Origin of the sequence: Variovorax boronicumulans, from assembly GCF_009811375.1 — a bacterium.
In the GTDB taxonomy this organism is placed as follows: domain Bacteria; phylum Pseudomonadota; class Gammaproteobacteria; order Burkholderiales; family Burkholderiaceae_C; genus Variovorax; species Variovorax boronicumulans.
Window position 1 is genome coordinate 379,479 of sequence record NZ_BKDH01000002.1, and the last position, 19,741, is coordinate 399,219.

20 protein-coding genes are annotated in these 19,741 nt (G+C 67.5%); 5 read left to right on the forward strand and 15 right to left on the reverse strand.

Annotated elements, in window-relative coordinates; genetic code table 11:
* Positions 1-30 precede the first annotated feature (30 nt).
* The gene (gene dksA / locus VHAB30_RS21600) at positions 31-921 is read right to left on the reverse strand and encodes an RNA polymerase-binding protein DksA (protein WP_409574652.1); all 891 of its coding nucleotides are present in this window, start codon (positions 919-921) and stop codon (positions 31-33) included.
* Between the two features lie 442 nt (positions 922-1,363).
* Here dksA and VHAB30_RS21605 point away from each other — a divergent pair, with 442 nt between their 5' ends.
* Positions 1,364-2,902, forward strand: a complete 1,539-nt coding sequence (locus tag VHAB30_RS21605; RefSeq protein WP_235926880.1) for a YdgA family protein — start codon at positions 1,364-1,366, stop codon at positions 2,900-2,902.
* A 78-nt stretch (positions 2,903-2,980) separates the two neighbouring features.
* Here VHAB30_RS21605 and VHAB30_RS21610 read toward each other — a convergent pair whose 3' ends face one another.
* Positions 2,981-4,033: a CobW family GTP-binding protein gene (locus VHAB30_RS21610; RefSeq protein ID WP_159273864.1), complete on the reverse strand. Its 1,053-nt coding sequence runs from the start codon at positions 4,031-4,033 to the stop codon at positions 2,981-2,983.
* Between the two features lie 101 nt (positions 4,034-4,134).
* Entirely contained in the window at positions 4,135-5,349 is a 1,215-nt protein-coding gene (locus tag VHAB30_RS21615) for a class I SAM-dependent rRNA methyltransferase (protein ID WP_159278567.1), read from the reverse strand.
* Between the two features lie 31 nt (positions 5,350-5,380).
* On the opposite strand from VHAB30_RS21615, the gene VHAB30_RS21620 reads away from it, so the two are divergent.
* Complete coding sequence (locus VHAB30_RS21620) at positions 5,381-6,697, forward strand: AAA family ATPase (protein ID WP_235926881.1); 1,317 nt, start codon at positions 5,381-5,383, stop codon at positions 6,695-6,697.
* Positions 6,694-7,284, forward strand: a complete 591-nt coding sequence (locus VHAB30_RS21625) for a DUF4276 family protein (protein ID WP_159278569.1) — start codon at positions 6,694-6,696, stop codon at positions 7,282-7,284. Before VHAB30_RS21620 ends, VHAB30_RS21625 begins: the two co-directional genes overlap by 4 nt.
* 31 nt (positions 7,285-7,315) lie before the next feature.
* On the opposite strand, the gene VHAB30_RS21630 is transcribed toward VHAB30_RS21625, so the two are convergent.
* The 10 genes from VHAB30_RS21630 to VHAB30_RS21675 all read right to left on the reverse strand — a co-directional run bounded on the left by VHAB30_RS21630 (position 7,316) and on the right by VHAB30_RS21675 (position 16,376).
* Positions 7,316-8,227 carry a tyrosine recombinase XerC gene (locus VHAB30_RS21630; protein WP_159278570.1) on the reverse strand — a complete coding sequence of 304 codons (912 nt, stop codon included), beginning with the start codon at positions 8,225-8,227 and terminating at the stop codon, positions 7,316-7,318.
* 40 nt (positions 8,228-8,267) lie between these two features.
* Positions 8,268-8,912: a YdcF family protein gene (locus VHAB30_RS21635; protein WP_235926882.1), complete on the reverse strand. Its 645-nt coding sequence runs from the start codon at positions 8,910-8,912 to the stop codon at positions 8,268-8,270.
* Complete coding sequence (locus VHAB30_RS21640; protein WP_062474254.1) at positions 8,909-9,604, reverse strand: DUF484 family protein; 696 nt, start codon at positions 9,602-9,604, stop codon at positions 8,909-8,911. The genes VHAB30_RS21635 and VHAB30_RS21640 overlap by 4 nt, the downstream gene beginning before the upstream one ends.
* Complete coding sequence (dapF, locus tag VHAB30_RS21645) at positions 9,601-10,485, reverse strand: diaminopimelate epimerase (protein WP_159278571.1); 885 nt, start codon at positions 10,483-10,485, stop codon at positions 9,601-9,603. The genes VHAB30_RS21640 and dapF overlap by 4 nt, the downstream gene beginning before the upstream one ends.
* A 76-nt stretch (positions 10,486-10,561) precedes the next feature.
* A complete protein-coding gene (locus VHAB30_RS21650) occupies positions 10,562-11,383 on the reverse strand; it encodes an alpha/beta fold hydrolase (protein ID WP_159278572.1) in 822 nt (273 codons plus the stop codon).
* 57 nt (positions 11,384-11,440) lie between these two features.
* Positions 11,441-13,024 carry an MFS transporter gene (locus VHAB30_RS21655; RefSeq protein ID WP_070060141.1) on the reverse strand — a complete coding sequence of 528 codons (1,584 nt, stop codon included), beginning with the start codon at positions 13,022-13,024 and terminating at the stop codon, positions 11,441-11,443.
* On the reverse strand, positions 13,017-13,424 hold the full coding sequence (locus VHAB30_RS21660) for a DoxX family protein (RefSeq protein ID WP_174250267.1): 408 nt from the start codon (positions 13,422-13,424) through the stop codon (positions 13,017-13,019). The genes VHAB30_RS21655 and VHAB30_RS21660 overlap by 8 nt, the downstream gene beginning before the upstream one ends.
* Positions 13,424-15,316: an amidohydrolase gene (locus VHAB30_RS21665; RefSeq protein ID WP_159278684.1), complete on the reverse strand. Its 1,893-nt coding sequence runs from the start codon at positions 15,314-15,316 to the stop codon at positions 13,424-13,426. The genes VHAB30_RS21660 and VHAB30_RS21665 overlap by 1 nt, the downstream gene beginning before the upstream one ends.
* Before the next feature lie 80 nt (positions 15,317-15,396).
* The gene (locus VHAB30_RS21670) at positions 15,397-15,693 is read right to left on the reverse strand and encodes a DUF1427 family protein (RefSeq protein WP_159278573.1); all 297 of its coding nucleotides are present in this window, start codon (positions 15,691-15,693) and stop codon (positions 15,397-15,399) included.
* A 29-nt stretch (positions 15,694-15,722) separates the two neighbouring features.
* A complete protein-coding gene (locus VHAB30_RS21675) occupies positions 15,723-16,376 on the reverse strand; it encodes a hydrolase (RefSeq protein WP_062474264.1) in 654 nt (217 codons plus the stop codon).
* Positions 16,377-16,557: 181 nt separating this feature from the next.
* Between VHAB30_RS21675 and VHAB30_RS21680 the strand changes: the two genes are divergently transcribed.
* Entirely contained in the window at positions 16,558-17,469 is a 912-nt protein-coding gene (locus VHAB30_RS21680; protein ID WP_159278574.1) for a LysR family transcriptional regulator, read from the forward strand.
* Between the two features lie 21 nt (positions 17,470-17,490).
* Here the strand turns inward: VHAB30_RS21680 and VHAB30_RS21685 are convergent, their stop codons facing one another.
* Positions 17,491-18,120 (reverse strand): 2-hydroxychromene-2-carboxylate isomerase, encoded by a 630-nt coding sequence (locus VHAB30_RS21685; protein ID WP_070060143.1) that lies wholly within the window; start codon positions 18,118-18,120, stop codon positions 17,491-17,493.
* A gap of 164 nt (positions 18,121-18,284) precedes the next feature.
* Here VHAB30_RS21685 and VHAB30_RS21690 point away from each other — a divergent pair, with 164 nt between their 5' ends.
* Positions 18,285-19,130: an alpha/beta hydrolase gene (locus tag VHAB30_RS21690; RefSeq protein ID WP_235926883.1), complete on the forward strand. Its 846-nt coding sequence runs from the start codon at positions 18,285-18,287 to the stop codon at positions 19,128-19,130.
* Between the two features lie 49 nt (positions 19,131-19,179).
* On the opposite strand, the gene VHAB30_RS31190 is transcribed toward VHAB30_RS21690, so the two are convergent.
* Positions 19,180-19,383, reverse strand: a complete 204-nt coding sequence (locus tag VHAB30_RS31190; protein ID WP_235926884.1) for a hypothetical protein — start codon at positions 19,381-19,383, stop codon at positions 19,180-19,182.
* Positions 19,384-19,741 lie beyond the last annotated feature (358 nt).

The following is a 19,741-nucleotide window of genomic DNA, read 5'->3' on the forward strand; positions in this document are numbered from 1 at the left end:
AGCGCGGGTTCCGTTCTACCGTGCTGCCGTTCAATCCCCGAACATTTTCTGCTTCAGCTCGCGGCGCTGCTGCGCTTCGAGCGAGAGCGTGGCGGTCGGGCGGGCCAGCAGGCGGCCGACGCCGATGGGCTCGCCGGTCTCGTCGCAGTAGCCGTAGTCGCCGGCGTCGATGCGCTGGATCGACTGCTCGATCTTCTTGAGCAGCTTGCGCTCGCGGTCGCGCGTGCGCAGTTCGAGCGCGTGCTCTTCCTCGATGGTGGCGCGGTCGGCCGGGTCGGGCACGACCACGGTGTCTTCGCGCAGGTGCTCGGTGGTTTCACCGGCGTTCTCGAGGATGCCGCGCTTGAGTTCTTCGAGCTTCAGGCGGAAGAACGCCATCTGCTTGTCGTTCATGTACTCGTCGTCGGGCATCGCGATGACCTCGGCGTCGCTCAACTCGGCGGGCGTCTTGGTCTTCCAGTTGTTGGCCAGCTTCGGGTCTTTCTTGACGGCCAGGGGCGGCGGCGGCACCAGCGCGGTGGAAGGCGCCTGCGAGAAGCTGGATTTGGCGGCGGTCGAAGCCACGGATTGCGGCATCGAGGGCACGGTCAGTTGCGACAGCCGGGACACGCGGCCACCACGCGCAGCGGGAGCGGGCGTAGCGGGGATCGAGGGTGTCGCCGGGGCGGAAGAAGAGGCGGCAGCCGTTTTTTTCATGGGGGTCGGGGGAGCAGAAAGGGCGGCCGCAGGACGGCCGACCGGTTGGGATGACGTAGGCGCCGCGCCCGCGGACTTGGTTGCGGGCTTGGCGGACTTCTTGGCAGCCGCGGTCCCGGTCTTGGCCGGGGTTGCCGCAGGCTTCTTGGCAGCGCTTTTCTCTTTCGCGGCAGAGGCAGCAGCAGCGGTGGCAGAAACCTTCTTCGTCGCGGGTACAGCCTTCACAGCCGTCGCCTTCTTTGCGGCGGGCTTGGTGGCTGGCGTGGCCTTGGCGGCGGGTTTCTTCACGGTGACTGGCTCCTTGTACGAACTGGAACGCGCTTTCACTGGGTGTCTCCTCCCAAGGGAACCGTTGCGGGTGTCAGGCCGCGTCGGCTCACGTTGTCGGGGGCGTCCTCAAGTGGTGAACCCCGGGGTTATACCCCCGAAAGCCCGCCAAAAACCCTTGGCGCCCCGTGCCGTAAGTCATATCTCGCCCCTGTGGACGAAGCATGGCTCCCGGAACAGGCGCGCGATTGTATAGAGAACTCGAAACGCAAGGCCATCGGGTGACGCACTGCCCTGCTCCGGTAGCATCGCCCGGCGCCGCCACAGGGGGTGGCGCAGGCACGCCGCGGGTCGGGGAGACACCGCGGCGGCCCTTCAAACAACCGATCGGAAAATAATCTTGAGCAAAAAAGCAGTATTGGGAGTCCTGGCCGCGGCCATCGCCGTCGCCTACGGCGGCAGCACCTGGTGGGCCGGCACGCAAATCAAATCGAGCTACGACGTCGCCCTGGGCGAACTGCCCAAGCAGACCGCGCTGGTGCGCGTGATCGAGCGCAGCTACGAACGCAACTTCCTCGGCGCCGTGAGCACCGTGACGCTCGAACTGGGTTGCCCGGCCGAAGCCGAAGCCGCCACCGCCCCTGCCGCGTCGGCACCCGCCGCCGCGCCGGCCGCCGCCACGACCGATGTCGCCGAGGCCGCGACCGAAGGCGACGAAGAAGAACCCGCCGAAGACGACAGCGACGCCGCGGCCACCCCGCCCAAGCCCGTGCGCATCACCATCCGCGACACCATCCGCCACGGCCCGATCGCCGGCGCGACGCTGGCCGCGGCCGTCATCGACAGCGAGCTGGTGCTCGACGCCAAGGCGCAGGCCGAGGCCGAGAAGCTGTTCGGCAAGGCCAAGCCACTGACCGCGCGCACCCAGGTCGGCTTCGGCGGCGGCTTCACCAGCGACTTCACCGTCGCGCCCGCCAAGCTGGCCGAAGAAGGCAAGGGCGAGTTCGCCTGGCAAGGCGCGCAAGCCCGCCTGGACATGAACGCGGCCCGCACCCACCTGCGTTATGACATGACGATGCCCGGCCTGGACGTCAGCACCGCCTCCAAGGGCGTGCAGCTGAAGATGGGCAAGTTCACCGCCAAGGCCGACATGGACGGCAGCGCCGGCTGGATGCTCGCCACCGGCAAATCCGAAGGCCGCCTCGACAGCTTCGAGCTGAACGCGCCCAAGGGACTGGGCCTGGGCGCAGGCACCGAGGCCGCCCCCGCCAAGGCGATCAAGGTGCTGCTGCAAAGCATCGACCTGACCGGCGAAGCCACCATCAAGGACGGCCTGTACGCCTCCGAAGGCGCCTTCAAGGGCAAGGGCAAGGTCAACGAGACCGCCATCGACAAGTTCGAGATCGCCAGCAGCGCACGCCGCATCCAGGCGGCCGGCTACAAGAAGCTGGCCGACGCCTGGTTGCAGTCGACCGCCGGTGCCGGCTGCGGCCAGCGCAGCAAGGCCCAGAAGGACGCGATGCAGGCGCTCATCGAACAGCTCGCACCCGACCTCAAGGCCATGGCCAAGCACAGCCCCGAAGCCGGCCTGGACCGCATGCTGGTCGAGATCGGCGGCCACAGCGCCGAGCTCAGCTACTCGGTGGCCCTCGCCGGCGTGACCGACGAAGACCTGCAGCTGCCCGGCAACGCGCTGGTGCTCAAGCGCGGCGTGCTCAAGGCCAACGCGCGCCTGCCCGTGAAGTGGATCGAGAAGCTGGCCGAAACCGGCGCCGAGAGCGGCCGCACGCCGCCGCCTGAAATGCTCGCGGGCCTGATCGAACAGGGCGAAGCCAACGGCTACGTGAAGCGCACGGGCGACGACCTGGTCAGCCAGGTCGAGTTCAGCGAAGGCCAGCTCAAGCTCCTGGGCAAGCCGATGGGGAATTTCGGCAAGTAAGCACGGCCCGCCCCATGAAAAACGGCGCTGACCGCAAGGCCAGCGCCGTTTTTATTTCGTCAACTCAGGCGAACGTGCTCAGACCAGGCACTGCTCCAGACCCTGCTCCAGGATCTCGCGCGGCAGCTCGATGCCGATGAACACCATGCGGCTCTGGCGCGCCTCGTCCTTGCCCCACTCCGGGCCCAGGTCGCTGCCCATGAGCTGGTGCACGCCCTGGAAGATCACCTTGCGCTCGGTGCCCTTCATGTTCAGCACGCCCTTGTAGCGCAGCATGCGCGGGCCGTAGATGTTGACGATGGCGCCCAGGAAGTCTTCCAGCTTGGCCGGGTCGAAGGCGCGGTCGGCCTTGTAGACGAAGCTCTTCACGTCGTCATCGGTGTGGTGATGGTGACCGTGCCCTTCGTGCTTGTGCGAGGGGTGGTCGCACGCCTCGCCATGCGCGTGGTCATGGTCGTGATGGTCGTGGTCGTCTTCCTTGAGGAAGTCGGGGTCGATGTCCAGCTTGGCGTTCAGGTTGAAGCCGCGCAGGTCGAAGATGTCCTTCAGCGGCACGTCGCCGAAGTGCGCCTTCTGCTGCGGCGCGCGCGGGTTCATGTGCTTCAGGCGGTGAATGAGCGCCTCGGTCTCTTCGGCCGACACCAGCTCGCTCTTGCTGATGAAGATCTGGTCGGCGAAGCCCACCTGGCGGCGCGCTTCCTGGCGGTCGTTGAGTTGCTGCGGCGCGTGCTTGGCATCGACCAGCGTCAGGATCGAGTCGAGCAGGTAGCTCTCGGCGATCTCGTCGTCCATGAAGAAGGTCTGTGCCACCGGGCCGGGGTCGGCCAGGCCGGTGGTCTCGATCACCACGCGGTCGAAATCGAGCAGGCCCTGGCGCTTCTTGGCGGCCAGCAGCTGCAGCGCTTCGCGCAGGTCTTCGCGGATGGTGCAGCAGACGCAGCCGTTGCTCATCTGCACGATCTGCTCCTTCGACTCGGTCACGAGGATGTCGCTGTCGATGTTCTCCTCGCCGAACTCGTTCTCGATGACCGCGATCTTCTGGCCATGGGCCTCGGTCAGGATGCGCTTGAGCAGCGTGGTTTTGCCCGAGCCGAGAAAGCCGGTCAGGATGGTCGCGGGAATGAGGGCCATGGAAAAGTGCTCCGGAAACGGAAAACAGAAAAAGGCGGGGGATTGGCGGGCAGTTTAGCCAATGCCACTGAGTTGCGTTGCCGACGGGGTCAAGCCCTCGTTCACAGGGGCTTTCTGACCACCACCAGCCCCTTCAGGTACTCCCCTTCCGGGAACTCGATGGTCATCGGGTGGTCGGGCGCGGCGCCCAGGCGTTCGGCAATGTAGCCGTCCACGCCGGCGTCCAGCCCCGCCGAGGCCACGATCTTGTGGAACAGGTCGGCGCTGATGCCGCCCGAGCAGGAAAACGTGAGCAGCACGCCGCCCGGCTCCAGCAGCTTGAGCGCCAGGCGGTTGATGTCCTTGTAGGCACGCGCCGCGCGCTCGGCGTGCGCCACCGTGGGCGCGAACTTCGGCGGGTCGAGCACGATGGCGTCGAAGGTGCGGCCCTGGTCGATGAACTCGCGCAGCACCGTGTTCACGTTGGCGTCGAGAAACTCCGTGGCAATGCCCTGCCCTTCGAAACCGTTGAGCGCCAGGTGCGCGCGCGCCCGCTCGAGCGCGGGTTGCGACGAATCGACCGACACCAGCGAAGCGCCCTCGAGCGCCCCGGCCGCCTTCAGGCCCGCGAGCGCGGCCACGGTGAAGCCGCCCGTGTAGCAGAAGCAGTTGAGCACGCGGCGAAAACGCCGGTGCTGCGCCAGCTCGGCAAAGCGCTGGCGGCTGTCGCGCTGGTCGAGGTAGAAGCCGGTCTTGTGGCCGGTGGCGATGTCCAGCGACAGCTGCCAGCCGTGCTCGCGGATGGTGATCTGGGTGGGGCCCTCGCCGCGCAGCCAGCCCGTGACCGGCTTCAGGCCCTCGCGCTCGCGGCCGCTGGCGTCCGAGCGCTCATACAGTCTGGTGAGCCCCGTGGCCTTGAGCAGCGCATCGGCCAGCACGTCTTTCCAGCGCTCCACGCCGGCCGACAAAAACTGCGCCACCAGCGTATCGCCATAGCGGTCGACGATCAGCCCCGGCAGGCCGTCGGCCTCGCCGTGCACCAGCCGCACGCCGTCGCTCTGCAGGTCGAACAGGCCGCGCGCGTTCACCGCGCGCGTGCAGACCGTGGAAAAAAAAGCAGCGTCGATGCGCTGCTTCTCGTCAAAGCTCCAGGCCCGCGCCCGGATCTTGGAGGCGGGGCCGAAGGCCGCCCACGCGAGAAAGTGGCCGTCGTGCGACTCCACGCGCACCGTTTCCCCCGAGTCCGCGCCGCCGCGCGCAATGGCGGATTCGAAGACCCAGGGATGGCGGCGTTGGAGCGAGCGCTCCTTGCCCGGCTTGAGGCGGAGGGTTTTCATTGTCTGGTGGGTCTTGAAGGATTGTCGTTGCGTGCGAAAACTCGAGCGACGGACGCAGCATGCGAAACTACACCGGCTGTACCGCGCTGAATATTCTTCAACTTGCATTTTCAGCGACATCCGATCCCGAAAGGCCCACAAGGTGAGCGCTCCTATTTTCCTCAAGCGCGTCGTGCTCAGAAACTACCGAAGCATCGGTAGCTGCGACGTCGAACTTGGTCCGTTGACGTATCTGGTCGGAGCCAATGGCTCCGGGAAGAGCAATTTCCTCGACGCGCTTCACCTCGTCGGCGACGCCCTCACCGGATCGCTCGACAACGCGCTGAACAAGAGAGGGGGACTCTCCGAAGTACGTCGAAGATCGAATGGTCACCCAACTCATTTTGGTGTTCGGCTGGAATTTGTTCTGAACGACGGAACCCCAGGCCACTACGCGTTTGAAGTTGGAACCCGACAGGGACTCGGCCATGAAGTGCAAACCGAAGAGTGCGCGATTGGTGGCATTGGGAAGGGCCCATTCTTCCGGATAGAACGCGGGTCGCTGATAAAAACCAGTGAGCCAACATTTCCCGCTGTAACGTCGGATCGACTCGCGCTTGTAAGCCTCTCAGGCCTCACCGCATTTCGACCCGTTTTTGACGCGCTTACGGCAATGGGGTTCTACAACTTGAATCCCAAGTTGATGCGGGAAATGCAAAACCCTCAAGATGGCCGGCTGCTCAAACCCGTGGGGGAAAACATTGCCAGCGTCATTGGGCACCTTGAGAGGTTCGCGCCCGAAGCCATGACTGTGATCCAGGAGTATCTGCAGACCGTCGCGCCCATGGTGCATGGCGTAGAAAGAAAAAAGATTGGTCCGATGGAGACTTTGGAGTTTCGTCAGGATATGGCCGGATCAAAACACCCCTGGCGCTTCTTGGCACAAAACATGTCGGATGGAACATTGCGAGCACTCGGCGTATTGACCGCGCTGTTTCAAAGCAATCGGGACTACGCCCCATCTTTGATTGGTGTCGAGGAGCCAGAAACAGCACTCCATCCGGCCGCAAGCGCTGCTTTGCGTGGCGCGTTGGTACTGGCATCGAAAAAGACACAAATCATCGTAACAAGTCACAGCCCTGACCTGTTGGACGACCGGAGTCTGGATGCAAGTTCTCTTCTTGCCGTCATTTCGGAGGGAGGAGAGACGAAGATTGGCCCCTTGGACCCTGCATCCCGCGAGTCGATGCGAAGCCATCTTTTCTCAGCTGGTGAACTTTTGCGCATGAATCAGCTAGTCCCAGATAGAGACATTCTGGATGCACAAGGTCTACGACAAGTTGAGCTTTTTGGACGAGCCGCATCTTGATCAACGTAGTTTGCATCGTTGAAGGCGATGGCGAAGTAGCCGCCTTGCCGGTGCTACTTCGCCGAATATGCGAGTGGCAAACACCAGCTGCACCCGCTCGTATTCCTGTCCCAATCCGGGTCTACAAGGATCGCTTCCTGAACCGCGACGCGGAGTTTCGTCGGCACTTGCTGCTCGCTGCGGCGAAATGCGAGGCCAGCGGCTGGGTACTTGTTTTGCTGGACGCCGACGACGACTGTCCTGCCACCCGTGGAGCCGAGATTCTTCGCCGGGCAAAAGAAATCGTGCCGCATCGCAATATCTCCGTGGTGCTTGCGAATCGCGAGTACGAAGCTTGGTTCATTGCTGCCGCGAGGTCCCTGCACGGACTGCGGAACTTCACCCTAGACAACCCCGAGGATGCTGCCACCCCGGAGGTTCCCAGGAATGCAAAGGGCTGGCTTGCCAGAAGAATGAGCGGAGCGGGCTACAACGAAACAACGGACCAGCCGGCTTTCTCCGCCCGAATGGACCTTCAACAAGCTTTCGATTCGAGCCGCTCGTTCAGGAAGCTCTGTAGCGAATGGCATAAACACCACCGCAACTGACCCTGGCTTCCAGGGCTCACGATCGCTCAGCTTAATCGTTCTTTTTGGCCTTGGCGCGCGGATGCGCCGCGTCGTAGACCTTGGCCAGGTGCTGGAAGTCCAGCCGCGTGTAGACCTGCGTGGTCGCGATGTTGGCATGGCCCAGCAGCTCCTGCACCGCGCGCAGGTCGCTGCTCGACTGCAGCACGTGGCTCGCGAACGAGTGGCGCAGCATGTGCGGATGCACCGGCGCGGCCAGGCCGGCCTTCAGGCTGCGCTCGCGCAACAGCTTCCACACGGCCTGCGACGACATGCGCGCGCCGCGCGCACTGACGAACAGCGCCGGCTCCTGGCGCTCGCCGCGCACCGCGAGCCAGTCGCGCAGCGCCTCGGCCGCCTTGCTGCCCACGGGCACGCTGCGCCGCTTGCTGCCCTTGCCGAGCACGTGGGCTTCCATGGCGTCGAGGTCGACCCAGCCGAGCGCCGTGGCGCTGGCCTGGGCGTCGAGCCCGGTGAGCTCGCTCACGCGCAGGCCGCAGCCGTAGAGCATTTCGACGATGGCGCCGTCGCGCGCTTCGGTCCAGGGGTCGGCCTCGGGGTCGTACAGCTCGGCCAGGCGCACCGCGTCGTCCACGCCCAGCGCCTTCGGCAGCGGGCGGCCCGCCTTGGGCGCGTGCACGTCCTGCACCGGGTTGAAGCCGATCAGCCCTTCATGGCCGAGCCAGCGGTAGAAGCTGCGCCAGCACGACAGCACCAGCGCGATGCCGCGCGGCTCGCGCCCGGCGCTGTGCAGCTGTGCCATCCAGCGGCGGATGTGGGCGGTCTGCACGCGGTCCAGCAGCAGGTTGGCCTCGGCCGCGTGGTCGGTCAGCGCGCGCAGGTGGAAGGCGTACAGCTCGACCGTGCGCGGCGCGAGCCGACGCTCCACGCGCACGTGTTCGAGGTATTTGTCGATCCATTCCATGGTGTCGTCGTGCTCCGTGCGCTGCCCGGGGCCGCGCTAGCTAGAACAGATAACCGAGCGATGCATTGTTCACGATGGCCGCCGGCTCACGCAATGCGCCCTTGAACAGCATGCCCCAACGGCGCCAGCACGAGGTGGGCGCGGCGGCGTACTGCACGTCGAAGGCCTGGTCGAAGCCGCTGGCACGCACCAGCCGCTCGATGCGCCACAGGTGGTACGGCTCCGACACGATGATCACGCTGCGCACGCCCTTGGCCTCCAGCAGCGTGCGCGACAGCGACAGGTTGGCGCGCGTGGACGACGACACCGACTCCAGCACCATCGGCCCCGTGTAGCCCTCGGCCGTGGCGTGGTCGCGCATGACCTCGGCCTCGATGCGGCCGTCTTCCACGTCGACGCCGCCCGAGAACACCAGCGTCTGCGCGCGACCGGCACGCGCCAGCACGATGCCCTGGTCGACCCGGCCCGTGAGGCAGGGATTGGGCTTGCCGTCGAGGTAGGCGCGGTTGCCCAGCACCAGCGCCACGTCGGCCGCGCGCGGCATCGGGCCGGCCAGGGCCGCCTCGGCACGCTGCCAGATCACGCCCGCGATGGCGGCGTAGGTGAGCACACCGGCCAGCAAGACCACGCACAGGCCGGTCAGCCAAGGCCGGCGGCGCCACCCGCTTCGCGCGGAACGGCTCAAGGGCGCAGCCGCGACAGCGCGCCCGACGACAGCTCGGCGATGCGCTCGAGAAAGTCCGTGCCCATTTCGGCGTTGAAGCGCTGCGCGTCCGGCGAGGCCAGCACCAGCAGGCCGAAGGCCGGCGACTCGGCGTCGGGGCGCAGCGGAATCAGCGCGATCGACGCGGCGCCCTGCGGCTCGGGCAGCCAGTTGGCCGCCTCGAAGCCCGCGTTGAGCCCGCAGTAGGGCGAGGTGAGCGAGGTGGCCAGCGCCTTCACGTCGTCGCTCACCCACTGGGCATAGGCTTCGTTCAGGTACTCGGTGCCGCAGTCCCACACCTTGATGGCCGTTTGCGGCACCAGGAACAGCGACTGCAGGTCGACCGCGATGCGGTACGGCAGGCTGCGCGGGTCGCGCGTGGTCAGCAGGCCCTTGGTCCAGCGCTGCAGGCGGTCGGCGATGACGACGTTTTCGGTGCCGTGGCGCACCATGTCCATCAGGCGGTGCTCCAGCGCCTTGATCTTCTCGCGCAGCATCTCGGCCTGGCGCTCCTGCAGGCTCACGGCGCGGTTGCCGTGCGGGCTGGTGAGCTGCACCTGCGCCAGCAGCTGGGCGTGGCGCTCGAAGAAGTCGGGCGTGTTCGACAGGTAGTTCGCGATGTCGTCTTCGGTGATCGGGTTCATGGCGTTGTTGTCGTGGGTGAATTGGGTCATGGCTGTTCCGAAATGTCGGGCACGTCGATCTCGCCCTCGAACACCGTCGTGGCCGGTCCTGTCATGAGCACCGGCCGGCCGTCGCCCTGCCACTCGATCGTGAGAATGCCGCCGTGCGTCTGCACGTCGACACGGGAATCCAGCAGCCCCAGGCGGATGCCCGCCACCACGGCCGCGCAGGCGCCCGTACCGCAGGCCAGCGTTTCGCCGGCGCCGCGCTCGAACACCCGCAGCTTGATGTTCGTGCGGTCGACCACCTGCATGAAGCCCGCGTTCACGCGCTGCGGAAAACGCGGATGGTGCTCGATCTGCGGGCCCTGCTCGGCCACGGGCGCGGTGTCGACGTTGTCGACCACCTGCACCGCGTGCGGGTTGCCCATGGACAGCACCGCTACCGAAACGATAGCGCTGCCGGCCCGGGTGCCCAGCGCCAGGTGCCACTTCTGCCACGCGCCTTCGTGCTGCGGGTCGAGCCCCGCCGTGTCGAAGGGCACGCGCGCCGGCTCGAAGACCGGGGCGCCCATGTCGACCGTCACGCGGCCGTCGTCGCCCATGCGGGGTTCGATCACGCCGGCCAGCGTCTGCACGCGCACGTCTTTCTTCTCGGTCAGGCCGTGCTCGCTCACGAAGCGCATGAAACAGCGCGCCCCGTTGCCGCACTGCTCCACCTCGCCGCCGTCGGCGTTGTGGATCACGTACTGGAAGTCGATGCCTGCGGCGGGCGACGGGCGCACCGTGAGGATCTGGTCGGCGCCGACGCCGAAATGGCGGTCGGCCAGGAAGCGGTACTGCGCGGCCGTGAGGCCCAGCGTGCCGCGCGTTTCGTCCAGCACGACGAAATCGTTGCCGGCTCCCTGCATCTTGGTAAAGCGGATTCGCATCGCCGGATTATCGCCACCGGCGCCGCCCTTCGCGCCGGAAGGGCCGCAGGGCGCGGCCCTTTCGACACACCCGGCCTCAGCCCTGGATGAACGCCAGCAGGTCGGCGTTCACCTGCGCCGCGTGCGTGGTGCAGGTGGCGTGCGGCGCGCCGGCGTACAGCTTGAGCTGGCTGCCCTTGATCATTTCGGCCGCCAGCTTGCCGGTGGCCTCGAAGGGCACGACCTGGTCGTCATCGCCGTGGATCACCAGCGTGGGCACGTCGATCTTCGCCATGTCGGGGCGGAAGTCGGTCTCGGAGAACGCCGTCACGCAGTCGATGGTGGCCTTGATCGAGGCCTGCAGCGCGATCTGCAGCGTCTGCTTGAACACGCCCTGCGACACCTTCGCGCCCGGGCGGTTGGTGCCGTAGAACAGGGTGCTGAAGTCGTCGATGAACTGCGCCCGGTCGGCGGCCAGCCCGGCGCGGATGCCCGCGAAGAGCGAGGCCTCGGGGCCCACGGGATGGTCGGCGGTCTTCATGAACAGCGGCGTCACCGCGCTGATGAGCGCCAGCTTGGCCACGCGCGCGCTGCCCTTGCGCGCGATGTAGCGCGTGACGTCGCCGCCGCCCATCGAGAAGCCCGCCAGGATCACGTTTTTCAGATCGAGCTTTTCGATCAGCTCGGCGATGTCGTCGGCGAAGGTGTCGTAGTCGTAGCCGGTCCAGGGCTGGCTGGAGCGGCCGAAACCGCGGCGGTCGAACGCGATGACGCGGTAGCCGCGCTCGGCGAAGAACAGCATCTGGGCGTCCCACATGTCGGCGCTCAGCGGCCAGCCGTGGCTGAAAAGAATCGGCTGGCCGCTGCCCCAGTCCTTGTAATAGAGCTCGGTGCCGTCGCGAAGGGTCAGTGTGGTCATGGTTTTTCCTTGAGATGGACGAAAGGGTGAAAGGGAAAGAGAAAGAATCCGCGCTGCTCAGAGCGCCAGGAAGTGATGCACCTCGGGCTTGCCCGGGCCGATGTGAAAGCGCAGCGCCTCGGCCTGCAGGTCGGCGTCGGCGTGCGACACGCGGTGGTGCTGGCGCAGGTGCTCGGCCCACGACTCCACGAGGAACCACTCCATCACGCGCTCGGCGTCGGCCGTGTGCTCGTGCACGCCCCAGGCGTAGGCACCGTCGCGGCGGCGCTCCAGCGACAACCGCTTCATCGCATCGAGGAACGCCGGCCGGTCTTCCTTGCGGATGCGGTACTCGACCTGGATCATCACGGGCCCGCGGTCGTGCGCCACCGGCTCGGCCAGGAGCGGCTCGGGCCAGTGGTTCGAGGCCTGCAGGTCGGCTTCGCCGGCGGGCAGCCGCACGCGATGGAACACCAGCCCCATCACCACCAGCCCCACGGCGCCCGCCACCAGCGTGGCCGGCACGCCGATCTGCTGCGCGACCAGGCCCCAGCCCAGGCTGCCGGCGGCCATGGCGCCGTTGAACACCGTGAGGTACACGGCCAGCCCGCGCCCGCGCACCCAGTTCGGCAGGATCGACTGCGCCACCCCGTTGAGCGTGGTCAGCGCAATGATCCAGCCCAGCCCCAGCACGCCCAGCATCGGCACCGCCAGCCATTGCGGCGGCGCGAACACCAGCGCGCCCATCACCGCGGCCGTGAGCAGCGAGGCCAGCAGCAGCATGCCGTCGGCATCGAGCCGGGCACGCAGCCGCGGCATCACCAGCGCACCGCCGATAGCGCCTGCGCCCACGGCGCCCAGCAGGATGCCGTAGAAGCTCGCCGTGCCGCCGAGCATCTGGCGCGCCACCAGCGGCAGCAGCGCCCACACCGAACTGGCGAACAGGAAGAACACCGCCGCGCGCAGCAGCACCACGTGCAGCTCCTTGCTGGCCCGCGTGTAGCGCAGGCCGGCGCGGAAGGCGCCGAAGAAGTTCTCGGACAGCCCGCTGTCCACCGCCGCCGGGCGCTTCCACCACAACAGCGCCGCGATCACGAACACATAGCTCAGCACGTCCAGCCCGTAGGTGGCGGCCGCGCCGAAGCTCGCGAGGATCAGCCCGCCCGCCGCGGGCCCGATGGAGCGCGCGATGTTGATGCCCAGCGAGTTCAGCGCCACCGCGCCCTTGAGCTCGCTGCGCGGCACCAGCTCCGGCACGATCGACTGCCAGGTCGGCCCCATGAGCGCCGCGCCGATGCCGCCCACGAAGGTCAGCGCAATCAGGTACTCGACCGTGAGCGTGCCCGTGTGCGACAGCACCAGCAGCGTGCCGCTCACCGCGGCCAGCAGCACCTGCACGAAGATCAGGAAGCGCCGGCGGTCGAGGATGTCCGACAGCACGCCGGCCGGAATCGCCAGCAAAAAGATCGGCAGCGTCGCCGCCGTCTGGATCAGCGCCACCGCCGTCGGGCTGGCCGACAGGTCGGTCACCAGCCACGAGCTGGCCACGTCGCGCATGAAGCTGCCGATGTTGCCCAGCACCGTGGCGGCCCACAGCACGGCGAAGACCGGCTGGCGCAGCGGCGCGAACGCGCCGGCGGCTTTGGCTTGGGGCTCAGTCATCGTGGCGCTCCTGGAGGTCGAGCCAGGCGACGAGCACGAAGCCGCCGACCAGGCCCAGGTGTTCGAAGAAGGCGTTGGCCGCCATGAAGCGTTCCTGCCCCAGCGGCATCTCCCAGAAACGCAGCGCGACGAAGGTCGCCATGAGCGTGAAGCCGCCCAGCGCGAGCGCGCCGAGCCAGCGCCAGAAGCCGGTGAGGATGAGCGCCGCGGCGCCCAGCTCCAGCACGATCACCGCCACGGCCAGCGGGCCGGCCGGCGACAGGCCGAAGTGGTTCATCTCGGCGATGGCGGCGTTGAAGTCCAGCGCCTTGTTCAGGCCGCCCTGCAGGTAGGCCGCGCACAGCAGCAGCAAGGCGATCCAGCGCACGGCGGGCGAAAGGGTCCAGTGCAGGGCCTTCATCACACCGCCCAGCAGGCGCAACCCAGCGCGCCCCAGAAGCTCTTCAGGTCGGCGATGGGCAGCTTGCTGCTCCAGGCCGTCGCATGGCTGTGGCCGTGCACGTTGCAGTCGTTGGCGCAGGCGCACGACATCGCGGCGTTGCGCATCACCTTCTGCAGCGGCGCCCCCTCGGCCGTGTCGGCCCACCCGGCATAGCCGCCGAAGGTGCGCGCGGGCGACCAGTCGGGCATGGCGGGCGGCAGGCCACCTTCGTCGTGCGCGGCGAACGGGCCTGCGCCGTAGACCACCTTGCCGCCCACCATCGTGAGCAGCGCCGTGGTGTCGGCAATCTCCGATTCGGCGCAGGCGAAGAAGTCGCGGTCGGGCACCACCAGGTCGGCCAGCTGGCCTTCCTGGATGCGGCCCTTCTTGCCCTCCTCGTTCGAGAACCAGGTGACGTTCTCGGTCCACATGCGCAGCGCGGCCTCGCGGTCCAGGCAGTTGCGCTGCGGGTACAGCTGCATGCCGCCCACCGTCTTGCCCGTGACCAGCCACGACAGCGACACCCACGGGTTGTACGAGGCCACGCGCGTCGCGTCGGTGCCGGCCGACACCTTCAGGCCGCGCTCCAGCATCTTCTTGACCGGCGGCGTGGCCTCGGCCGCGCCGGGGCCGTAGCGCTCGACGAAATACTCGCCCTGGTAGGCCATGCGGTGCTGCACCGCCACGCCGCCGCCGAGCGCGGCGATGCGGTCCATCGACTTTTCGGAAATCGTCTCGGCATGGTCGAAGAACCAGTTCAGGCCGGCCAGCGGCGTGTCCTTGTTGACCTTCTCGAACACGTCGAGCGAGCGGCTGATGGTTTCGTCGTAGGTCGCGTGCATGCGCCAGGGCCAGCGGTTCTGCGCCAGGATGCGCACCACGCCTTCGAGGTCGCCTTCCATCTCGGGCGCCATGTCGGGGCGCGGCTGGCGGAAGTCTTCGAAGTCGGCGGCCGAGAACACCAGCATCTCGCCCGCGCCGTTGTGGCGGAAGTAGTCGTCGCCCTGCTTGTATCTGGAGTTCGCGGTCCAGTTCAGGAAGTCGTCCTTCTCGGCCTTGGGCTTCTGCGTGAAGAGGTTGTAGGCCAGGCGGATCGTGAGCTGCCCGTCGTCGTGCAGCTTCTGGATCACTTCATAGTCGTCGGGGTAGTTCTGGTTGCCGCCGCCCGCGTCGATGGCGCCGGTCACGCCCAGGCGGTTGAGTTCGCGCATGAAGTGGCGCGTGGAGTTGAGCTGGTAGTCGAAGGGCAGCTTCGGCCCCTTGGCCAGCGTGGCGTACAGGATGGCCGCGTTCGGCTTGGCCAGCAGCAGGCCCGTGGGGTTGCCGGCGCTGTCGCGCACGATCTCGCCGCCGGGCGGCGCGGGCGTGTCTTTCGTGTAGCCCACGGCGCGCAGCGCGGCGCCGTTGAGCAGCGCGCGGTCGTACAGGTGCAGGATGAACACCGGCGTGTCGGGCGCCACCGCGTTCAGCTCGGCCAGGGTCGGCAGGCGCTTCTCGACGAACTGGTGCTCGGTGAAGCCGCCCACCACGCGCACCCACTGCGGCGCGGGCGTGATCGCCACCTGGCGCTTGAGCATGCCCATGGCATCGGCCAGGCTCCTCACGCCGTCCCAGCGCAGCTCCATGTTGTAGTTCAGCCCGCCGCGAATGATGTGCAGGTGGTTGTCGATGAGGCCCGGCAGCACGCGCTGGCCCTGCAGGTCGATCACGCGAGTGTGGCTGCCGGCCAGCGGCAGCACGTCTTCGGCGCGGCCCACGCGGGTGAAGCGGCCGTCCTTGATGGCCACCGCGTCGGCCGTGGGGTTGGCACGGTCCAGCGTGGTGAAGCGGCCGTTGCGCAGGATGAGGTCGGGGGTCTGGGTGGTGGCCATGGTGGATGCGGGGGCGAGGGAGGTGGCTGCAAAGGCGCCGAGGGCGCCCAGGAAGTGGCGGCGTTGCGGGTCGGGGGCGTTCATGCGTCGCTCCGCTCGGACGGGCGGCTGCCGGTGGCGGCAGTCTTCACCGCCCCGGGCTGCGCACAGGTCGGCAGCTTGCCGAACACGTGCGGCTTGACCTGGTCATGCAGCCACGAGCTGGCGGCCGGCCGGTCGAACACCTGCCGCACCAGCGGCGGGATCTGCTCGCCGAGCAGGATGCCCAGCAGGCCCACCAGGGCGATCACCGGCGGCGCCGGCGAGCGCACCTGGAAGAGCGCGTAGATCACGCCGACCAGCAGGCCGAGCGCGAGGGAAACGACATAGGTCTTCATGGTCGGTCGGCCTTCCGGGTGCTCTGCGCTCAACCCTCGTGGGCGCCGAACATGGTCTTGGCGTACGTCACGCCCAGACCGTAGGCGCCGCCCACCTTCTTCGCAATACCGGTCGTCAACTCGTAGGTGTCGCCACGCGCCCAGTCGCGCTGCAGCTCCAGCAGGTACTGCAGCGAGGTCATCGGCTGCGCGCCGGCCTGCACCATGCGCTCCATGGCGCGGTTGTGCGCCTCGGTGGACACGTCGCCGCAGGCGTCGGCAATCACGTACACCTCGAAGCCCTGGTCCAGCGCCGACAGCGCCGGGCCCACGATGCACACGCTGGTCCACAGGCCGGCCAGCACGATGCGCGGCTTGCCGATGGCGTTCACGCGCTCGATCACGGCGGCGTCTTCCCAGGTGTTCATCGAGGTGCGGTCCAGCATCTTCTGGCCGGGGAAGGCGTCGGTGATCTCGCTGAACATCGGGCCCGAAAAGCTCTTCTCGGCCACGGTCGTGAGGATGGTCGACACCTTGAAGCCCGCCGCCGCCTGCGCCACCAGCGCGGCGTTGTTGCGCAGGTTCACGGCGTCGATCGAGTGCGTGGCAAAGGCCATCTGCGACTGGAAGTCGATCATCACCAGCGTGTGGTCGGTGGGGGTGAGCAGCTTGGCGCCGGCGGTGGGGGTGGCTTGGACGGTCATGAAAGGCTCCTTCGGCAAAGTTGGGTGCGTGGATATTCGATTCGGTTCACAATCGCTTTCGGAGGGAATCTCCTTGGCGTGGGCTGAATCATCCAGTGCGCGCAGGGCCCCATCGACGAAACTTTTCATCATCAATGATCGAAGTTTTCGATCATTCCTTTTTTCCTGCGAGGAACGCCCCGTGCTCAAGCTCACCCTGGAAGCCATCGAGGTCGTCGACGCCATCGCGCGCCACGGCTCCTTTGCCGCCGCCGCCGCGCGGCTGAACAAGGTGCCCTCCACCATCTCCTACGCCGTGGGCAAGCTCGAAGAGCAGCTCGGCATGCTGCTGTTCGAGCGCAACGGCCCGCGCGTGACCCTCACCGCCGCCGGCGAAGAAATGCTCAAGGAAGGCCGCTGGCTGCTCGGCGCCGCGAGCGACCTCGAATCGCGCATGCGGCAGATTGCCACCGGCTACGAATCAGAGCTGCGGCTGGTGCACGACTCGCTCATTCCCACGCAGGCCTTCATGGACGACATCCGCGCCTTCGAAGACCTGCGCTGCGGCACGCGGCTGCGCGTCGGCTGCGAGGCGCTCACCGGCAGCTGGGAGGCGCTGCGCGAGGGCCGCGCCGACATCGTCGTGGCCGCGGGCGAAGGCCCGGCCGGCGGCGGCCACCAGGCCGTGGCCGTGGGCAGCCTGGCGTTCGCCTTCTGCGTCGCGCCCACCCACCCGCTCACGCGGCTGAAGCGCCCCGTGCAGCGCGGCGACCTCATCGACTGCAACGCCATCGTGGTCGGCGACACCGCGCGCACCCTGTCGGACCGCACCGTCGGCCTCATGGCCGGCCAGCCGCGCATCACCGTGCCGTCGATGGCCGCCAAGGTCGCCTGCCAGGTCGCCGGGCTGGGCCACGGCTTTTTGCCGCGCGCCTGCATCACCGACGAGCTGGCGCGCGGCACGCTGGTCGAACTGCCGACCGAGGAACCGCGCGCGCCCGAAGCCTTCTGGCTCGCGTGGAAGACCGGCGCGCAGGGCCAGGCGCTGCGCTGGTGGCGCGAGCGGCTGCACCGCACGCTCGTGCCCGCGCTGCTGCCACGCTCGTTCCTCTGAAGAAAAAAGAGAGGTTGCCGCTCAGCCGCCAGCGCGCAGCTTGTCGAGCGCCCGGTCGAGAAACGCCAGCCGGTCTTGTCCCCAGAAGCGCTCGCCGTTCAGGATGAACGTGGGCGCGCCGAACACGCCCGCTTCCACCGCGTCGGCGCTGTTGGCGCGGTACACCGCCAGCACCTCGGCCGACTGCTCCAGCGCCTGCAGCGCCGCGCCGTCGTAGCCGTTTTCGTCGGCGATCGCGATGCGCACCGCGGCCTGCGCCGTGTCGCGCTCCTCGGCCCACAGCGCGCGCAGCAGCGCGTGCGACAGCGGCTGCGCATCGAGGCCCTGCAGCTGGGCGGCGATCACCATCCAGCCGGGGTACTTGTTCCAGTTCGGGTCGGTCGGCGCGCCCTTCGGGTAGTGCGCGGGCTCCAGGTTCATCGGCATGCCGAGGTAATCGCGCCAGCGCGACAGCTCCAGCGCGTGGTACGTGCGGCGCGGCTCGGGGCGCGTCTTCAGCGGAATGCCGCCGGTTTGCGGCACCACCGCCTGGAAGTCGTAGGGCTTGAGCGTGAGCTGCACATGGTGGCGGCGCACGATGTCTTGCAATTGCGGGCCGCCGAGGTAGGCCCAGGGCGAGGAAAGGCTGTAGTAGCAGTCGATGGCGATCATGCGGGGATTATCTTCAGCCCCCGGCCGGCGCGCCGCGCGCTGCGGCCATACACCTCGCAACGCACCGCCTCGCGAACGCGGTGAAACTACGCCCCTTGCGCGTTGCGCATCGGCCGGGCCCTGCCCTTGCGATGCCACGCCGCCACTTTCTCGGGAGCCCTGATTTGCAGAAGAACACCCAAGCCAAGATTGCCCGCATTGCCCTGTCGGCCTCGGCCGCCGCCATCGGCAGCCTGGCCGCCTACTGGACCCTGCTCGCCACGCGCCAGGGCCACATTCTTTTCAACGCCCGCAAGCTGCCCGTGGTGCATCTGTCGGAAGATTTTTCGACCTACTCGCACCCCGTGCCCGGCGGCATGGTGCGCGGCTACGTGTATCACCCGCAGGGCGAAGACGCGCTGCAGGACCTGTTCATCTACTTCGCCGGCCGCGGCGAAGACGTGCGCGCCACCGCGCAGATGCTGCACTGGCTGCCCGAGGGCTTCGGCTTTGCCGCCCTCAACTACCGGGGCGTAGCCGACTCGCAGGGCGCGCCGTCTGAAATCGCCTCCGTGGCCGACGCCGCCCAGTTCGCCAGCCACCTGCGCCGCGCCTTTCCGCAGGCGCGCCTGCACGTGGTGGGCCGCAGCCTGGGCACCGGCGTGGCCATCCAGCTCGTGGCGCGGCAGGAGTTTGCGAGCCTGCAGCTCATCACGCCGTACGACTCGCTGCTCGAAGTCGCCAAGAAGCGCTTTCCGCTCGTGCCGCTGTCGCTGTTGCTGCGCCACCGCTTCAACTCCATCGAGCACAGCAAGGAAGTCGCCGCCAAGACCCAGGTGCTGCTCGCCGCGAAGGACGACGTGGTGCCCCACGAACGCTCCGAAAAACTCATCGCCGCCTGGCCCACGCCCGTGAGCGTGCAGACCGTGTCGAACTCGGACCACCACAACATCACCGGGCTCGAAGAGACCTGGCTGATGCTGGTGGACTTTGCGTTGACGGCGGTGTTGCCGGAGACGAAGGCGGCTTGAGGGCTGCGGGCCGGTCGTGAGGCAGAGGCTTCACGCCGGCCGCCGGGGGCTAGGCCGGCTTGAGCGAGGGGTGCGCTTGCAGCGCATCGCGTACGGCGCCGGCTGTTGCGTTGACGGTGGCGATGCGGGTCATCAACGCTTCGTTGAGCAGGCGCAGCAAGGCGCTCAGTTCGGTGCGGGTGGGGGCGAGCTCTTCGCTGTCGTTGAGGGCGCTGGTGTCTACGAGCTTTTCTAGCGCGGTGTAGGCACGCATTACTGCGTTGAGGTTGTCGGCGTCGTCGCAGGCTTGGACCGCAAGGTCGTCGAGGTCTGATGACGAGGAAGTGGGACGGGCGCTCGGTTGCGCTGGGACGGATGCAGATTCAGCCATGTGCGGCCTCCGAAGGGATTTTGGTTTGCCACAACCGACGCCCCCGCTTCCAAACGATGGCGGCAGCTCGAACGGGTTGGAAGACCGGAAAACCCCTTGTAGAGAAACCGGCAGGACTCGCGCCCTCCCGTCCGAGCCGCCTAAAAAAGCAGCGCGAACGAAAAAGCCGCAGACCATGTGCGGGTCCTGCGGCTTTCGTCGCAGGGGTTTTTGCGGGCTTCCAAACCCGATCGCGTTTTTT

Coding starts and splice junctions, on each gene's coding strand:
- VHAB30_RS21610 (WP_159273864.1), bottom strand. CDS start 4,033: ATGGCCCTCATTCCCGCGACCATCCTGACCGGCTTTCTCGGCTCGGGC.
- VHAB30_RS21615 (WP_159278567.1), bottom strand. CDS start 5,349: ATGAAAACCCTCCGCCTCAAGCCGGGCAAGGAGCGCTCGCTCCAACGC.
- VHAB30_RS21630 (WP_159278570.1), bottom strand. CDS start 8,227: ATGGAATGGATCGACAAATACCTCGAACACGTGCGCGTGGAGCGTCGG.
- VHAB30_RS21640 (WP_062474254.1), bottom strand. CDS start 9,604: ATGACCCAATTCACCCACGACAACAACGCCATGAACCCGATCACCGAA.
- dapF (WP_159278571.1), bottom strand. CDS start 10,485: ATGCGAATCCGCTTTACCAAGATGCAGGGAGCCGGCAACGATTTCGTC.
- VHAB30_RS21650 (WP_159278572.1), bottom strand. CDS start 11,383: ATGACCACACTGACCCTTCGCGACGGCACCGAGCTCTATTACAAGGAC.
- VHAB30_RS21655 (WP_070060141.1), bottom strand. CDS start 13,024: ATGACTGAGCCCCAAGCCAAAGCCGCCGGCGCGTTCGCGCCGCTGCGC.
- VHAB30_RS21660 (WP_174250267.1), bottom strand. CDS start 13,424: ATGAAGGCCCTGCACTGGACCCTTTCGCCCGCCGTGCGCTGGATCGCC.
- VHAB30_RS21665 (WP_159278684.1), bottom strand. CDS start 15,316: ATGGCCACCACCCAGACCCCCGACCTCATCCTGCGCAACGGCCGCTTC.
- VHAB30_RS21670 (WP_159278573.1), bottom strand. CDS start 15,693: ATGAAGACCTATGTCGTTTCCCTCGCGCTCGGCCTGCTGGTCGGCGTG.
- VHAB30_RS21675 (WP_062474264.1), bottom strand. CDS start 16,376: ATGACCGTCCAAGCCACCCCCACCGCCGGCGCCAAGCTGCTCACCCCC.
- VHAB30_RS21685 (WP_070060143.1), bottom strand. CDS start 18,120: ATGATCGCCATCGACTGCTACTACAGCCTTTCCTCGCCCTGGGCCTAC.
- VHAB30_RS31190 (WP_235926884.1), bottom strand. CDS start 19,383: ATGCGTGCCTACACCGCGCTAGAAAAGCTCGTAGACACCAGCGCCCTC.